13 protein-coding genes, 1 tRNA gene and 1 pseudogene are annotated in these 12932 nt (G+C 62.4%); 9 read left to right on the top strand and 6 right to left on the bottom strand.

The features are described from left to right. Window positions 1-56: 56 nt before the first annotated feature. Together ABGT79_RS01230 and ABGT79_RS01225 are read right to left on the bottom strand one after the other, a co-directional pair. Window positions 57-132, bottom strand: a tRNA-Ala gene (locus ABGT79_RS01230). A gap of 150 nt (window positions 133-282) precedes the next feature. Then, the gene (locus ABGT79_RS01225; protein ID WP_346664636.1) at window positions 283-1245 is read right to left on the bottom strand and encodes an NAD(P)-binding protein; all 963 of its coding nucleotides are present in this window, start codon (window positions 1243-1245) and stop codon (window positions 283-285) included. Between the two features lie 222 nt (window positions 1246-1467). On the opposite strand from ABGT79_RS01225, the gene ABGT79_RS01220 reads away from it, so the two are divergent. Further along, complete coding sequence (locus ABGT79_RS01220; protein WP_346664635.1) at window positions 1468-2007, top strand: NAD(P)H-dependent oxidoreductase; 540 nt, start codon at window positions 1468-1470, stop codon at window positions 2005-2007. Window positions 2008-2192: 185 nt separating this feature from the next. Here the strand turns inward: ABGT79_RS01220 and ABGT79_RS01215 are convergent, their stop codons facing one another. After that, complete coding sequence (locus ABGT79_RS01215) at window positions 2193-2657, bottom strand: pyridoxamine 5'-phosphate oxidase family protein (RefSeq protein ID WP_346664634.1); 465 nt, start codon at window positions 2655-2657, stop codon at window positions 2193-2195. 179 nt (window positions 2658-2836) lie between these two features. Here ABGT79_RS01215 and ABGT79_RS01210 point away from each other — a divergent pair, with 179 nt between their 5' ends. Further along, a complete protein-coding gene (locus ABGT79_RS01210) occupies window positions 2837-3649 on the top strand; it encodes an ADP-ribosylglycohydrolase family protein (RefSeq protein WP_346664633.1) in 813 nt (270 codons plus the stop codon). Here the strand turns inward: ABGT79_RS01210 and ABGT79_RS01205 are convergent. Then, the gene (locus ABGT79_RS01205; RefSeq protein WP_346664632.1) at window positions 3646-4911 is read right to left on the bottom strand and encodes a peptidase U32 family protein; all 1266 of its coding nucleotides are present in this window, start codon (window positions 4909-4911) and stop codon (window positions 3646-3648) included. The two genes, ABGT79_RS01210 and ABGT79_RS01205, sit on opposite strands and share 4 nt — an antisense overlap. A gap of 153 nt (window positions 4912-5064) precedes the next feature. Between ABGT79_RS01205 and ABGT79_RS01200 the strand changes: the two genes are divergently transcribed. The 5 genes and pseudogenes from ABGT79_RS01200 (at window position 5065) to nrdD (ending at window position 8734) form a co-directional block, all read left to right on the top strand. Continuing rightward, window positions 5065-5739: a hypothetical protein gene (locus ABGT79_RS01200; RefSeq protein WP_346664631.1), complete on the top strand. Its 675-nt coding sequence runs from the start codon at window positions 5065-5067 to the stop codon at window positions 5737-5739. A 63-nt stretch (window positions 5740-5802) separates the two neighbouring features. After that, window positions 5803-6837, top strand: coding sequence for an ADP-ribosylglycohydrolase family protein (locus tag ABGT79_RS01195; RefSeq protein ID WP_346664630.1), 1035 nt, complete (start codon window positions 5803-5805; stop codon window positions 6835-6837). A gap of 191 nt (window positions 6838-7028) precedes the next feature. Then, a pseudogene (gene tnpA, locus ABGT79_RS01190) lies at window positions 7029-7478 on the top strand (IS200/IS605 family transposase); the annotation flags it as partial. A gap of 520 nt (window positions 7479-7998) precedes the next feature. Continuing rightward, window positions 7999-8550 carry a glycosyl hydrolase 108 family protein gene (locus tag ABGT79_RS01185; RefSeq protein ID WP_346664629.1) on the top strand — a complete coding sequence of 184 codons (552 nt, stop codon included), beginning with the start codon at window positions 7999-8001 and terminating at the stop codon, window positions 8548-8550. A gap of 10 nt (window positions 8551-8560) precedes the next feature. Beyond that, the gene (nrdD, locus tag ABGT79_RS01180; RefSeq protein ID WP_346664628.1) at window positions 8561-8734 is read left to right on the top strand and encodes an anaerobic ribonucleoside-triphosphate reductase; all 174 of its coding nucleotides are present in this window, start codon (window positions 8561-8563) and stop codon (window positions 8732-8734) included. A gap of 739 nt (window positions 8735-9473) precedes the next feature. Here nrdD and ABGT79_RS01175 read toward each other — a convergent pair. Together ABGT79_RS01175 and ABGT79_RS01170 are read right to left on the bottom strand one after the other, a co-directional pair. Beyond that, on the bottom strand, window positions 9474-9677 hold the full coding sequence (locus tag ABGT79_RS01175; protein WP_346664627.1) for a hypothetical protein: 204 nt from the start codon (window positions 9675-9677) through the stop codon (window positions 9474-9476). A 577-nt stretch (window positions 9678-10254) separates the two neighbouring features. After that, on the bottom strand, window positions 10255-10593 hold the full coding sequence (locus tag ABGT79_RS01170) for a hypothetical protein (RefSeq protein ID WP_346664626.1): 339 nt from the start codon (window positions 10591-10593) through the stop codon (window positions 10255-10257). On the opposite strand from ABGT79_RS01170, the gene ABGT79_RS01165 reads away from it, so the two are divergent. After that, window positions 10550-12340, top strand: coding sequence for a hypothetical protein (locus tag ABGT79_RS01165; protein ID WP_346664625.1), 1791 nt, complete (start codon window positions 10550-10552; stop codon window positions 12338-12340). The two genes, ABGT79_RS01170 and ABGT79_RS01165, sit on opposite strands and share 44 nt — an antisense overlap. 22 nt (window positions 12341-12362) lie before the next feature. Next, window positions 12363-12818: a type III secretion system chaperone gene (locus tag ABGT79_RS01160; RefSeq protein ID WP_346664624.1), complete on the top strand. Its 456-nt coding sequence runs from the start codon at window positions 12363-12365 to the stop codon at window positions 12816-12818. Window positions 12819-12932 lie beyond the last annotated feature (114 nt).

Raw genomic sequence — 12932 nt, 5'->3', positions numbered from 1 at the left:
CGAAAAACAGGAAATAAAAAAGCGGCCGGACAACGTCCGACCGCTGATCGTCATGGTGGTGGAGATGAAGAGATTTGAACTCTCGACCCCTGCCTTGCGAAGGCAATGCTCTCCCAGCTGAGCTACATCCCCACATGCTGGCCTCGCGCCAACGGGACAGACTCTAGAAAAGCCGGCCGGGATTGTCAAGCGTTAATTGAAACTTTGCGTAAAAAGACAAAGGCGCGCCTGTGGACCGAAAGTTCTCTGCCGGGAACTGGGCGTCACGGGCAGGGCGAAGTGTCATACTGTTTGAAGGCAGGAGAGGCATTGCTGCGCCTCGCGGCGGAGAGAGAACTCTGCCTCTTCCCGGAACCGGAGCTCCTGTGCGGGGGCGTCTTTCGGGAAAAGGGCTTCCTTGGCGAGTGACGGTGTCGAATCTTTGGGCCGACCGGACGGCGCTGCATTTTCTCCTATCGCGGAGCCTGCGGCCAGCGCGGCCTTTCTGGCCGCAGCCATGGACTGCAGCGCGCCCATGCCCTTCTGATTTTTTACGCAGGTTCCTGCGGCAAAAAGATTTCCTTCAACACGGCCTTCGGCGTCTGCGGGCAGCACCGCTCCCTTGCCGCAGGCGCAGAAAACGAGGTCGAAGCTGCTGCGGAGCTTGTGGAGTTCGGCCTGTCCCACAGGGGAGGCGCAGCGAAATTCAATGCCCGAGCGGGAGAGCATGGCCAGGGTGCGCTCCACGATTTCTGCGGGAACCGCGGGAGAAGGCGCAGCCGGAGCCGAGCTTGATTCCTGCACGGGCGCGTGGAGCAGCGTGACTCCGGCCGAAGACGCGGCTTCGAGCACGACGACGGCGCATCCCTGTTCGCGCAGAGTCCAGGCGGCCTGAAGACCTGCGGGGCCGGAGCCTATGACGACGGCGCGCTTTCCGGAAAAGGGCAGGGAGAGAGGCTGGAACAGCATGTCGCCGTAGTGTTCCGAAAGATGCTTCAGCATGCGGGAGATGAACGGGTGAGCGCTTCCCTTGGGACATGTCGCCTGGGCTCCGGGATCGCCGAGCGCGGCGAGGATGCCTCCGAACGGCGTTTCTTTTCGCAGGGCAAGCGCGGCTTCCCGCTCTTGCCCTGCCGCCATGAGACGGGCAGGCATGCCGTAGTTGATGCCGAGCAGGGAGCCGCGCAGGCAGGGCGGCATCGGTTCCGGACGTTTTTGTTCACAGGCGTCGGAGAAAAGAGAGTCGTGCGGTTCGGGAGCGTTCATGAAGGCGAATTCCTCTGAGTTCAGGTGGCGCGGCCTCGGACGCGCGTCTCTTGGCCGGGCGTGCATGGCGCAGCATGATTTGCACATAGAGCCATAATCCTGTTTCCGTCAAGACGCCGCTGGGCGGGCAGAGATGCCGGAGCATGTCGGCGCTCGGCGGAGATCATTGCTTTTCTGCTTTTTTCGGAGCTATATGAAAGCAGAACTTTTCAGGAGGAACCTATGTCTGAAAAAAGATTTCTCGGTATCTGCGGAAGCCTCCGGGCGTCTTCCCGCAACATGGGCCTGCTGCGCTGTGCGGCGCAGGTCATGCCGGAAGGCGCAACGCTGGAGATTGCCGATATTTCAGAGCTTCCCTTTTATGCGGAAGACAGGGAAAAAACTCCGGCCGTCAATGCGTTCCTCGACCAGGTGAAGCTGGCGGACGGCTTTGTGCTGGCCGTGCCGGAATACAACTATTCCGTGGCTCCGGCGCTGAAGAACGCGCTGGACTGGGCTTCCCGGGAGAAGGGGAACATCATGGCCGGGAAAAAGGCGGCCCTGATGGGAGCCGGCGGCGGCATGGGCACGTCCCGGGCGCAGTATCATCTGCGTCAGACGTGCGTGTATCTTGATCTGCGCGTGCTGAACAAGCCGGAAATTTTTTCCAACGCCTATTCCGACGCCTTTGCGCAGGACGGCTCCGTGGCCGACACGGAAGCCGGCCGGGCGCTTCGCGCCAAGGTGACCGAGCTCATGCAGGCGCTGTGCGGTCAGGCGTAGAGTGCGGCGCCGCTGCCGTTGCGGCACAAGGATGGGGCAGGCGGCGTTTCTTTGTCTCAGGTCGCGTGAGACGCGGCCTGCCGGAAACGCCTGCCTGTAGCAACGCGTTGTTTTCATGACGATTTTTGCAAATCGGACGCACGAATCATCGACGTTCGTTTTGCAAAAATCGCTGTCTGATGCGTTCAGTCGGCGTGTTCCGGGGGAAGATTTTTCTTGCCGTTCATGGAAACGATGCTGATTCTGATCACGGCGGTGCGCGACAGCATGTCTGCGGGAACGGGCAGCGTGCAGCGGCTCCGGTATTTTTTGGCCAGAGCCGCCAGAGCAGCCTGTTTTTCCTCGTCGTCTTCAACAAGGGCGGCGCGGCCTTCGCCGTAAAGGCTCAGATATCGGGTCGTCGCCTGTTCCCTGTCGATGCCGAGAACTTCATGCACGGAAAACCCCGTGCAGGGGTTCTTTGTGAGGCAGTCCAGCTTGCGGCCTTCCGTGGCGCAGTGAACATAGACGGCGTTGTTCATGTACACGAAGTTGACCGGAATGACGTACGGAAATTCTCCGGCGTGAAAGGCCAGAGTCATGACGTCGGCCCGACCAAGCAGATCGGTGAAAAAACTCTGTTCGCAGCATTCTCTGTCGTGGCGTCGCATGGCGTTCTCCTGAAACAGGGTTGTGGATGGAGTCTGTTCTGAAAGAAGGCGCGCGCCTTGTCAATCGTCCGCGCCTGCCGGATGCGGCGAAGGTCGGAGAGATGGCGCGCCGCGGGATTGTCGGCGGCGTCTGCGTTGTTTGTGAGGGGTGTTTTGCCGGAAACAAGGAGCACGAAAACATGATCGGAGCGATTATCGGCGATATTGCGGGATCCCGTTTTGAATGGCGCAACTGCAAGAGCAAGCATTTTCAGCTTCTGACGCCGGAATGCCGCGTGACGGACGACAGCGTGATGACGCTGGCCGTGGCCGACGCCTTGCTGAAAAGCGACGGAGACAGGGAAAGTCTTTCGCGTCATGCCGTGGAGTCCATGCAGGCCTTCGGCAGACGCTGGGCTCGCGGCTGTTACGGCGGTCGCTTTTCCCGCTGGCTCATGAGCGAACATCCGCAGCCCTACGGGAGCTTCGGCAACGGTTCGGGCATGAGGGTGAGCCCGTGCGCGTGGGCGGCCGCTTCGCTGGAGGACGCGCTGGACATGGCCGATCGGGTTACCCGCGTGACGCACGATCATCCGGAGGGCCTGCGCGGAGCCGAGGCCGTGACGGCGGTCATCTGGTATGCCGGAAAGGGCGAAAGTTCCGGGGCCATTCGCAAAATAGTGGAGGAATCCTGGTACAGGCTCGATTTCACTCTGGACGAGATTCGGGATGACTATGGATTCGACGTCAGCTGTCAGGGCTCCGTGCCGCAGGCCATTGAGGCGTTCCTGGAAGCGGAAAGCGTGGAGGACGCGGTGCGCAACGCCGTTTCCCTCGGCGGAGACAGCGACACCATCGCCGCCATGGCGGGCAGCATGGCGGAAGCGAGGTTCGGCGTGCCTGCCGACCTTCGGGCGCAGGCGCTCTCGTATCTGGACGCGCCGCTCGTGGACGTGCTGGAGCGCTTCGAGCGGCGTTTTCCCGTGTCGTTTCCGGCAGCGCCGAGCGTTTAGGCTTCGGCTTCCGGCGAGTGGGGCGCGCTTTCGGGGCGGAGCCGGATGTACATGCCAGGGCGAAGATCGGGAGCGTCGAGATGCACGACGCCTTCCATGCCGGGATTGAGCCTGTCCGTTTTTTCGCCGCGGTGATTTTCCAGCGCGTAGGAGCCTGCCCGAAGCACGGGGCGCTTCATGCCGGGCAGCAGCAGTTCGGCGTCGCTGTCGGCGTTCCAGGGGGAGCGCGCCTGAATGCGCCAGCCGTCGTTTCCGGCGGGGGCCAGAACTCGGGCGACGACGGGATGCGCCGTGAAGTTGCGGGGCGGCCGTTCCACCCGGCGTTCCGGGAGAAAGAAGCCCGAGCAGAGCGGGCGCGAGGCCGTGTGAAAGAGCTCCGTCACGAAGTCGTCGGCAGAGATTTCTTCCTGTTCGGATGAAGCAAGATTCAGGGCCGTGCGGTATGCGTCGGTCACCTGCGCCACGTATCCGCCGCTTTTGGTCCTGCCTTCCAGCTTGAGCGCGGAGGGCCCCATGCGGACGATGTCGCGCATCCAGCGAACAAGGCAAAGATCCATGGGCGCCCAGACGGCGCTGAAGTCCTCTTCCTGCGTGACGTCGAGAAAAGGCCCGTCGCGGCGCACGGCTTCTTCCACGGTGAGCCGTATGCCGCGGTAGTCGAAGCGGCAGGGCTGGGTGCAGAGGCCGAGATTGGCAGGACGATTATTGACCCATGCCGAAATGAGGCAGTGCCCGGAAAGCGAAAGGCACATGGCTCCGTGGACGAACACTTCAAAGTCCATGTCGGGAAAGCGGCGTATGAGAGCCGTCATGGCGTCCTTGCCGAGTTCGCGGGCGAGATTGATGCGTCGGACGCCGACTTCCTTCCAGAATTCCACGGCGGCGGCATTGACGGAATGCGCCTGGGTGGAGAGGTGCAGTTCGACGGAGGGGCAGAGGCGTCCGGCGAGACGGATGACGCCGGGATCGGCGGCAATGAGGCCGTCCGCGCCGAGTTCCGGCAGCCGTTCAAGCTGTTCTTCCACGGCGGGCAGATGCTCGTCGAAGGGCAGGGCGTTCAGGCAGTAATAGACGCGCACGCCGGAGCGATGGGCGAAGGCGATGGCGTCGGCAAGTTCCGGGCCGTCGAAGCCGCGGCATTTTGCCCGCAGGGAAAGGGCGCTGCCGCCGAGATAGACGGCGTCGGCGCCGTAGAGCACGGCGGCCTCAAGCTGTTCGCGACCTCCGGCCGGGGCGAGTAGTTCCGGGAGGGAATGAGTCATGGCGCTAACAAGGTAAGAAGTGAACAAACGCGGAAGAGCCGCTTGCCGATAGTTAGCCTCCCTTGCCGGGAAAGACAAGCGCCGCGCGCTGGACAAAAGTTGTGCCTGTGCTTACTTATGGCCGGTGCCGCATGGTCGGCACAGGAGATTTTCATGAAATATATTCGAACGGTTCTGTTTTTGGCGCTGTTTGTTTTTTCCGGCGCGGCCCGGGCGCTGGCTGCGGGAGCCTTCGGCATAGAGCTCGGCGCCGACGTGGCGCAGTATGCGCACGGCAGTCAGCCCGTTTCCGAGCGCTGGCAGCTCAAGATGTACGAGATAACGCCTCCGTCCCCGGATTCCAGATTCGACACCTATGCCGTGGACACGTATCAGGGCAGGATCATCCGCATCATGGCTTCGTCGCCCGACGACGCCAGTGTGGACGGCGCTTCCACGCTGAACGTGCTTGAAGGCCTGAAGCAGGAACTGGAGCGCCGCTACGGCGAGCCCTCGCTCAGCCTGGACGACGTGGAGGACGCCGGAGACGATCTGCGCGGATATCTTGCGGATGAAGGCGGTCTGGAAGTGCTGGAATGGAATTTCGCCGGCGCGGAAAAGAAGGCGGACAGGCCGGGAGCGGTGTATGTGTTTCTGGCCGGTTCCGAGACCGAAAAAGGCGCTCAGGCGACCTACTGCACGCTGTATCTGGAGAGCCCGGAATATCCCGCGCTCAGCGATCAGGCGGGGCAGATGGAAAATCAGCAGAACGACGGCGGGGACGATCAGCAGCTCGAAGAGATGGACGAGGATCAGCAGGAAGAAGCCGTCGACAATCAGGCCGAATAACGAGACGCGGAGCGCGGTCGCCAGGTCGAAGCGGCGGCCGTCCGCAGAGTGCGAGGAAAAGCTATGGAAAGAAGCGCTGACGTCGTGCGCCGCGCATGGGGATGTCTGCTCGGGCAGATTGCCGGAGATTCTCTGGGCAGTCAGGTGGAATTCAAGGACGAGGAAAAGGTCAGGGCCATGTATCCCGCCGGGATGGACGAGCTGGAAGGCAGCGCCCTGTACCGCACGCTGCCCGGACAGCCTACGGACGACTCGGAAATGGCGCTGGCGCTGGCCCGCACGCTTGCCGAGGAGGGCACGTTCAACGCCGGGCGGATTTTTGCGGCCTATAAATCCTGGCTCGGCAGTCATCCCGTGGATTTTGCGCATTCGGTGTTCCGGGCGCTTCACGGCAAGCCGGATGCCCGAAGCGAGGCCAACTGCGCGCTCATGCGCGTCAGTCCTCTGGGCGTGTTCGGCGCGAGGTTCATTCCTGAAACGTCTCTTCCCTGCGACGACGGCGGAGAACCCGACATGGCCGTGCTCAACGAGGATGCCGGCATGAGAACGCTTGCCCGCTGGGCCATGGAGGAAGCGGCGCTGACCTGTCCGCATCCTTTGTGCCGGGCGGCGAACGTCGCATACGTGACGGCGCTGGCCTACGGCGTGCGGAGCGGATCTCCGAAGGACATGCATCGTGCGGCGCTGACGGCGACGGCGGCTCTTTCCCGCTGGAACGACGACATGCCGCAGGCAGAACTCTCCCGCGTACTGGACTGCCTGGAACGCGCGGCGTTTGAGCGCCCTGCCGAGTATCAGAACGACATGAGTCACGTGCTGACCACGCTGCAGAACGGATTCTGGCAGCTTCTCCATGCTTCCGACGCCGGGCAGGGCGTGCGCGACACCGTGATGAAGGGCGGCGACGCCGCAGCCAACGGCGCTGTGGCCGGAGCGCTGCTCGGCGCGGCTCTGGACATTGATTCTTTTCCGCCGCAGTGGGCGGATGCCGTGCTGGCCTGTCGTCCGACGGCTGATCGCGCCGACGTGCCTCAGCCCAGGCCGGAAATGTTCTGGCCGCTGGACTTCATGCCTCTGGCGGAAAAACTTCTGGGATGACGCGCGGCATGAAAGCGTGAAAAGGCGGGACCCTGCGGTTCCGCTTTTTTGGTTAAAAGAAAACCCCCAGCTAGGCTGGGGGCCTCCGAAAACCTATAGTTATGAATATGTTATAAACACTCCTCTTGATTCGGCAAGAAAGGGGTGCGGTCTGGCGACTGCGCCCATGAGCAAATCAAAAGGATGTCACAATGGGTGACGCAAAGAAGTTAGCGCATACGAAATGGAACGGCAAATATCACATGGTTTTTGTACCAAAATATCGCCGACAGAGTTTCTATGGTGAGAAGAAAAGGGCCATAGGAGAAATCTTGCGGAAATTATGTGAGTGGAAGAGCGTGAGCATAGTAGAAGCGGAATGCTGCCCCGACCATATCCATATGTTGCTTGAGATGCCGCCCAAGATGAGTGTATCGGCGTTTGCCGGATATTTGAAAGACAAGAGCAGCCAGATGATATATAAGCTGTTCGGTGAGCTGAAGTTCAAATATCGTAATCGGGAGTTCTGGTGCCGCGGTTACTATGTCGACACGGTGGGCAAGAATAAGGCAAAGATGGCCGAGTACATCAGGGATCAACTGGCCGAGGATAAAACTGAAGATCAGCTGAGCATCTCGTACGCCGGAAGCCCGTTTTACGGGCCGTCGGCAACAGAAATGCAGATGTCAGAGCGTACATGCGCCTCTAGGGCGCGGCTGGTAAGAAAGCCTTACAGGCGCACAAGAGGAACCATCGGCTATGCCGGTGGGGCCCCATTCGGGGGAGGGGAAGGCAGAGGCGGAAGGGCGCGAAACAGGCATTCCGCTGGAATTTTTAAAGCAGTGCTTTAAGTTTTTCAAAAAGAGGAGCGCAGCTGGAGAGGCCGCGCGCGTCGTTCTTTCAGAGGCGGAGACGCCGCTTGCCGGGCGGCATGCATCGCGGAACGTTGCGGCCTGTTGCGCCTCTCGGCAGACATCGGGCCATCGTGCAGCGGCGTCACCTCGGCAGCGCGAGTCTGCATGCCGCAGGCAATGCTGCGGCATCGGGCGACGATGCGCCCCGTCCGGGGGAACGCCTGCGACCTCCGTGCTCCTTCTGCGATGCGGCGGCTTCCTTTTTTCTCTTTTCCCTGTGCCGCAGTGACGGCGGCGGATAGGTTCTCTGGAAAAAGGGAGCTTGTTTATGGGAAATTTTGAAAAAGCACATGACTTCACATCGTTGTGGGAAGGCGGACGCGTCGGGCATGTTGCCGATTCCGGCGGCTCCGCACATGACGGCGGCTGTCTGGCCGCTCTCCATGGGCAGGAAGATCAGGGCGATACTGGCGAAGACAACAACATTGAAGGCGATATCGACGCCGACGAGTCTGCCCTCACGCCGGAAGGCGCCGTCAGGAGCATGCGCCGCAGGTTCTGGGACGCCCTGAGCCTCGACGACGTGAAGCCGCTCTGCGCCGTGGTGATGTACGACACCGCCGTGAACATGGGGGCCGACTGCGCCTGTCGCCTTGTGCAGAAGGCTCTCGGCCTGCGCGCGGACGGCGTATGGGGGCCCGTGACCCTTGCCGCGCTGCGCACCTGCAGCGACCGCAAGACCGCCGTGGCCGTCTGTCACCTGCGCCGGGCCCGCTACCACGAACTCGTCAACGGCAACGGCAGCCTGAAACCCTTTCTCGACGGGTGGCTCCGTCGCGTGGATTCCCTTGAAAAAACCGTGGAAGCCGCCAACGGCTGAAGGAGACGCCATGAATGACGCTGCATGCATCGGCCGCGGCGTGCCGTTTGAGCGCATCCGCCGCATCACCGGCTACCTCGTCGGCACGACGGACAGATTCAACAACGCCAAACGAGCAGAAGAGAGCGACCGCGTGAAACACTGCACCCTCGAACCCGTGAACTCCTCCGCAGAAAGGGAATAGAGAGAAAGGGGAGGAGTCTCGGAGCGCTGCCCCGATGGAGGGAGAAGGATGACGGGCCGGAGACTCGGGGCCCTGCCCGAACGCCGTCGGGAGGAAGTTTTCCCCGACAAGTCGGGCCCCGAGTCCCTCACGATTTCAGGGAGGCCGGCGCGTGGGGAAGAGCGCCTTTACGTCGATGAGTCGGCAGGCGGCGTTGTGGAGTTTCCGGGGCGAGGGGGATTCGCCGCGGAAGCGCAGTTTCGGCGATTTTTCTTCCGCGGTTCCCGCGAGTTGGGGGAGAGCTTGGCGGAATGGGCGGGAACGGGCGATGTTCGGGAATCTTGCGTGCAGGGAGAACTCTGCGGCGGGTACTGCTCTCCCGTATTCATGGCAGTTTTCCCGGCGGGGGAAGAGTCTGGGCCGGTTGGGGACATGACGACGCAGTTTTGGGGGAGGCGGTCAGCGCGGGAGAGTCTGGGCAGGCCAGCAGCATGGAGGCGGCGCAGGCGGGGGGGCACGGCGTGCTGGGAGAGCCTGTTTCTGATGCCGTCACCGAGATGGTCAATCCGCGTTCCGCCGGGCCCGCTGAGGAGTTTCCGGGACGTGGAAAAAAACTTTTTTCAGAGGCCCTTCGACGCTTCGCTTCGGAAGAGCCGGGGAGGCGGAAAGAAGGCAGGGAGAAGAGAGAAAAAGAGGGAAAAGGACGGGGGAGGAATCGCCGGGGCCCGCAGCACAGCGGGCTTCCGGCTTTTTTTGTGGGCTACTTCTTGTCCCATTCGTGCCCGTTGGCCTTCCACCAGAGGCAGGATTCCCGGCACCAGTATTCGGTAACGATAAAGGCGTCCTTTTCGTAGGTCAGATCCGTGGGGCGGCAGCCCGTTTCCTCGCAGGGCATTTTGCACAGCACCACAAGGTTGGAACGCTCGCCGTGCGGGCAGGGATATTTCTTCTTGTTTTCTTCCATGATTTCGTCCTGTCGAACATGCTTTGTCCGCCGCTTCGGGGGCGGGCGTTGCCGGCGCAGGCGCGGGGCTTCGGGAGCAGACGTCACGCCGGAAGTTTCGCTGAGAGGTCCTCGTGTGTGCGACCCGGCGCTTGCGACAGGCCGGGCGTTCCCCCTTTGCGTCGCGCTCCTGTGCAGGCGCAGCATGGCACAAAAAGGCCCGGAGCGCCAGCACGGCCCCGCCGTCGCGACTGCTCCCGCCGCAGACAGGGCCAAAGCGCCAAAGCGCCGATGCGCCGGGCGCTTCGGCAAAGCCGGGGCGTCAGTCCTGTGCGCGGTCGTCTGTTGCGATTTTCGGGCTTGACGGATGAAAAGTGTCCGACTCTCGCGGGGGCGCGCTCCCAACCTGCTGTTGCAACGTTCTCATCCGTCGAGCGCCCGCCTGCGCGTCGGCGGCTCTGGAATCTGTGCAGGACGGGCAGCGGCAGTTCGGCAGTCAATCCAGCGCGTTCGTTGCCTGTTCTGCGGGGACTGCGTGTTTTTTCAGCAGCGTCCGCCTGCGCGCGTGTTTCGTTCTGCGCGTGTCGCTTCGGATAAGTCAACATTGTTCTCTTTGGAAAAAGAATTGGTCGATTTTTGGCATAAAACTCGATAGAGCGCCATAAAAGTTGGCACTCTGCGGGGCGTCGTTCGTGCCGTCGCTGTCCAAAACTTTTCCGGCACAGGGCATTTGTCCGTCTGCGTCCGACTTTTGGAACGGCAGGGCGGGGGAAAGCGCATGGCATGCTTCTTGCATGATGAAAGACGCAGGGGGAATCCGCCCGCTTCCTGCGTCATTCTTGCCTGCCGGGCGCTTTCGTGACATCCTTTGCCAAAATCTACGGAGCAGCACCATGCCGAGATCCATTTCGTTTAATTTCACGGCGTTCAGCAGCATGGCCGATTCGCTGAGCGATAATTCCAGTCTTGTTGTGAAGAACGGAGGTTTTGCCGCGCAGGGCAAGGTCGGCACGTTCTTCACACTCAAGTCCACCAACAGACAGGCCGGCGACGCGCTCTTCAGCGTGGTGCGGCAGAAGTACGGCAACACCGTGGCCGACGCGCTGGCTCCCCGCCTGCGCAGCGTGCGCGAAGAGGGGCGTCCGCTCAGCGCGAGACTCGTGCGCGATGTGCTCCACAGCGCCGCCGACATGGCCGACGGCCTTTCCCGCATCAATGCCGACATGGCCCGTCACTTCGTGCTCGGCAACACCGGCCCGGGCGACACCCGCAACATCTCGCACGCCTTCAACGATTTCTGCGCGGCGAAAGGCATGGATCCGGCGGCGCATCAGCCGCTCATGGCCGCGTTCGGCGAGGCGGTCATCCGGGCGGCCTCGGCCGAAAACGGCAGGGTGATGAGCTACGAGGATTTGAGCGCCATGGTGCGCACGGCCTCCACGCCCGATTTGAAGAGAGCCTGGAACGAAGTGCGGGCCGGAGCCTTTCTTGCCTCTCCCGCAACGCACGCCGCGGTTTCCGCGCTCGCCGATTCCCTGAATCTCGATGCGGCGCAGCGTCAGCAGCTCGGCCGCGCGGTGAACATGACCGTGCATCACGAGGCGGAACTTGCCGCCGACGGCAACCGCGTGTTCGACGATCAGGCGATGTTGCGCGGCATTGCCGACGGCTCCCTTGAAGAATTGAGGAATTTCGCCTTCGCCTGCGGCAGAAACGTGGATGTGTCGCACATGGCGCAGGACGCCATGGCCTGGACCACGCCCGCCACGGCGGCGGACATGGCGGTGGTGACCAGCCGTTTTTCGGGCAGCGGCGTGGGCTGCGTGGCGCTGATTTCGCAGCGTCTCGGAGAAATGCGGGCCCTCCAGCCCGACGGCCCCCTCACCCGTGAAACCATCTGGCAGGGCTGCTTCCACGAATCCATGCCCGCCGAACGAAAGTACGAAAGCCTGCGCGATTTCAACGACGCCATGTTTGCGCGGCTTGCCGCCGTGTTCGAGCAGGCGAAGCCCGGCGATCCCACGGCGGCCATGACGGGCATGACCTCGCTTTCTTCGGGCGTGACCCTGGAAAAGGCGGCGGCCGGTCTGCGCGGCCCGGTATCCCTGTCCATCGACGACTTCGTGAATCGTCCGTCGCTCACGCCTCCCGGGAGTCTGGGCACGCTGGACGAGGTGGAAGCCTCCCTCGCCAAGGACATCAAGCGTCGCGGCACGCACGGCGCGCTGCCGGACTACAGCCCCGCCGTGACCTTCGGCCTTCCGGGCGGCCCTGTGGACACCGTGGATATTCACGACACCTCGGCGCTCACCGAAGAGGAACTTGCGCGCTTCAACGCGGGTTCGACGTCGCCGGTCAGCGCGGAACTTGCGCGGCGCGCGGTGGCGCTTTGCAACGGCAACGACGTGCAGGCTCGGCAGGTCATTCTGAGCATGGGGCAGAGCGGCGCGTTTCTGGTGCGGTCCAACAGTCATTTCACCGGCATTTACCAGTCCGAACATTCTCCGCTGGACATCGACGTGCGCCGCGAGGAAAACGGCAACGTCACCATGCGCTTTTACAAGCCTGCGGCCTCGCCGCTGGATATGGACTATACCTACACCATCACGCCGGACGGGCGCGGCACGCTGACGGCCTGCCGGATTCAGGCCCGTGCGCCTCAGGCCGCCGCGGCGGGGAATTGAACTTCATTTGAGGATATGAATCATGCCTGATGCCTTTACTTCTCTTTTGTCGGCGCTGGCTCCCGCGCTGGGACTGCCGGAAATCACCGTGCGCGAGGACGACCCTTCCTGCCTTCTGGTCATCGACGATTTTGAAGTCAGCCTGCGCTGGCTGCCGGAAGCCGACATGGTGATGATGTTCACCGTGGTGGCGCCGCTGCCCTTGGAGGGGCGGGAAGCGCTCTACGCCGAGCTTTTGGACGCCAACACGTTTTTCCACGGCACGCAGGGCTTTACGCTGGCCGCGCGGGAAGACACGGGAGTGACGCTTCAGGGCGTGATGTCCATGCGCCTGCTCGACGGCTCGAACGTGGCGCAGTGGGTGCAGAACTTTGTGGACGTGGCTTCGGAGTGGCAGGCCGTCTGCCTGAAGGAGCCGCAGCCCGACGCGCAGCCGGAGCCGCAGACCGTGTTCCCGCAGGACATGCTGCGGGTGTAGAGCGCACTGATCCGTCGGCCGGGCGAAGAGCAGGGAGCGCCTGCAACCGTCTGTGCCGGAAAAAGAAAGGCCGCCTTCGGGCAGCCTTTTTTTGTGCATGCTGTTGAATATGAA

The sequence above is a fragment of the uncultured Mailhella sp. genome (assembly GCF_963931295.1).
Classification (GTDB): domain Bacteria; phylum Desulfobacterota; class Desulfovibrionia; order Desulfovibrionales; family Desulfovibrionaceae; genus Mailhella.
This window is presented reverse-complemented; position numbering and strand designations above follow the sequence as displayed.

Coding starts and splice junctions, on each gene's coding strand:
- ABGT79_RS01215 (WP_346664634.1), bottom strand. CDS start 2,657: ATGCGACGCCACGACAGAGAATGCTGCGAACAGAGTTTTTTCACCGAT.
- ABGT79_RS01195 (WP_346664630.1), top strand. CDS start 5,803: ATGGAAAGAAGCGCTGACGTCGTGCGCCGCGCATGGGGATGTCTGCTC.
- nrdD (WP_346664628.1), top strand. CDS start 8,561: ATGAATGACGCTGCATGCATCGGCCGCGGCGTGCCGTTTGAGCGCATC.
- ABGT79_RS01205 (WP_346664632.1), bottom strand. CDS start 4,911: ATGACTCATTCCCTCCCGGAACTACTCGCCCCGGCCGGAGGTCGCGAA.
- ABGT79_RS01220 (WP_346664635.1), top strand. CDS start 1,468: ATGTCTGAAAAAAGATTTCTCGGTATCTGCGGAAGCCTCCGGGCGTCT.
- ABGT79_RS01175 (WP_346664627.1), bottom strand. CDS start 9,677: ATGGAAGAAAACAAGAAGAAATATCCCTGCCCGCACGGCGAGCGTTCC.
- ABGT79_RS01165 (WP_346664625.1), top strand. CDS start 10,550: ATGCCGAGATCCATTTCGTTTAATTTCACGGCGTTCAGCAGCATGGCC.
- ABGT79_RS01160 (WP_346664624.1), top strand. CDS start 12,363: ATGCCTGATGCCTTTACTTCTCTTTTGTCGGCGCTGGCTCCCGCGCTG.
- ABGT79_RS01225 (WP_346664636.1), bottom strand. CDS start 1,245: ATGAACGCTCCCGAACCGCACGACTCTCTTTTCTCCGACGCCTGTGAA.
- ABGT79_RS01210 (WP_346664633.1), top strand. CDS start 2,837: ATGATCGGAGCGATTATCGGCGATATTGCGGGATCCCGTTTTGAATGG.
- ABGT79_RS01170 (WP_346664626.1), bottom strand. CDS start 10,593: ATGCTGCTGAACGCCGTGAAATTAAACGAAATGGATCTCGGCATGGTG.
- ABGT79_RS01185 (WP_346664629.1), top strand. CDS start 7,999: ATGGGAAATTTTGAAAAAGCACATGACTTCACATCGTTGTGGGAAGGC.
- ABGT79_RS01200 (WP_346664631.1), top strand. CDS start 5,065: ATGAAATATATTCGAACGGTTCTGTTTTTGGCGCTGTTTGTTTTTTCC.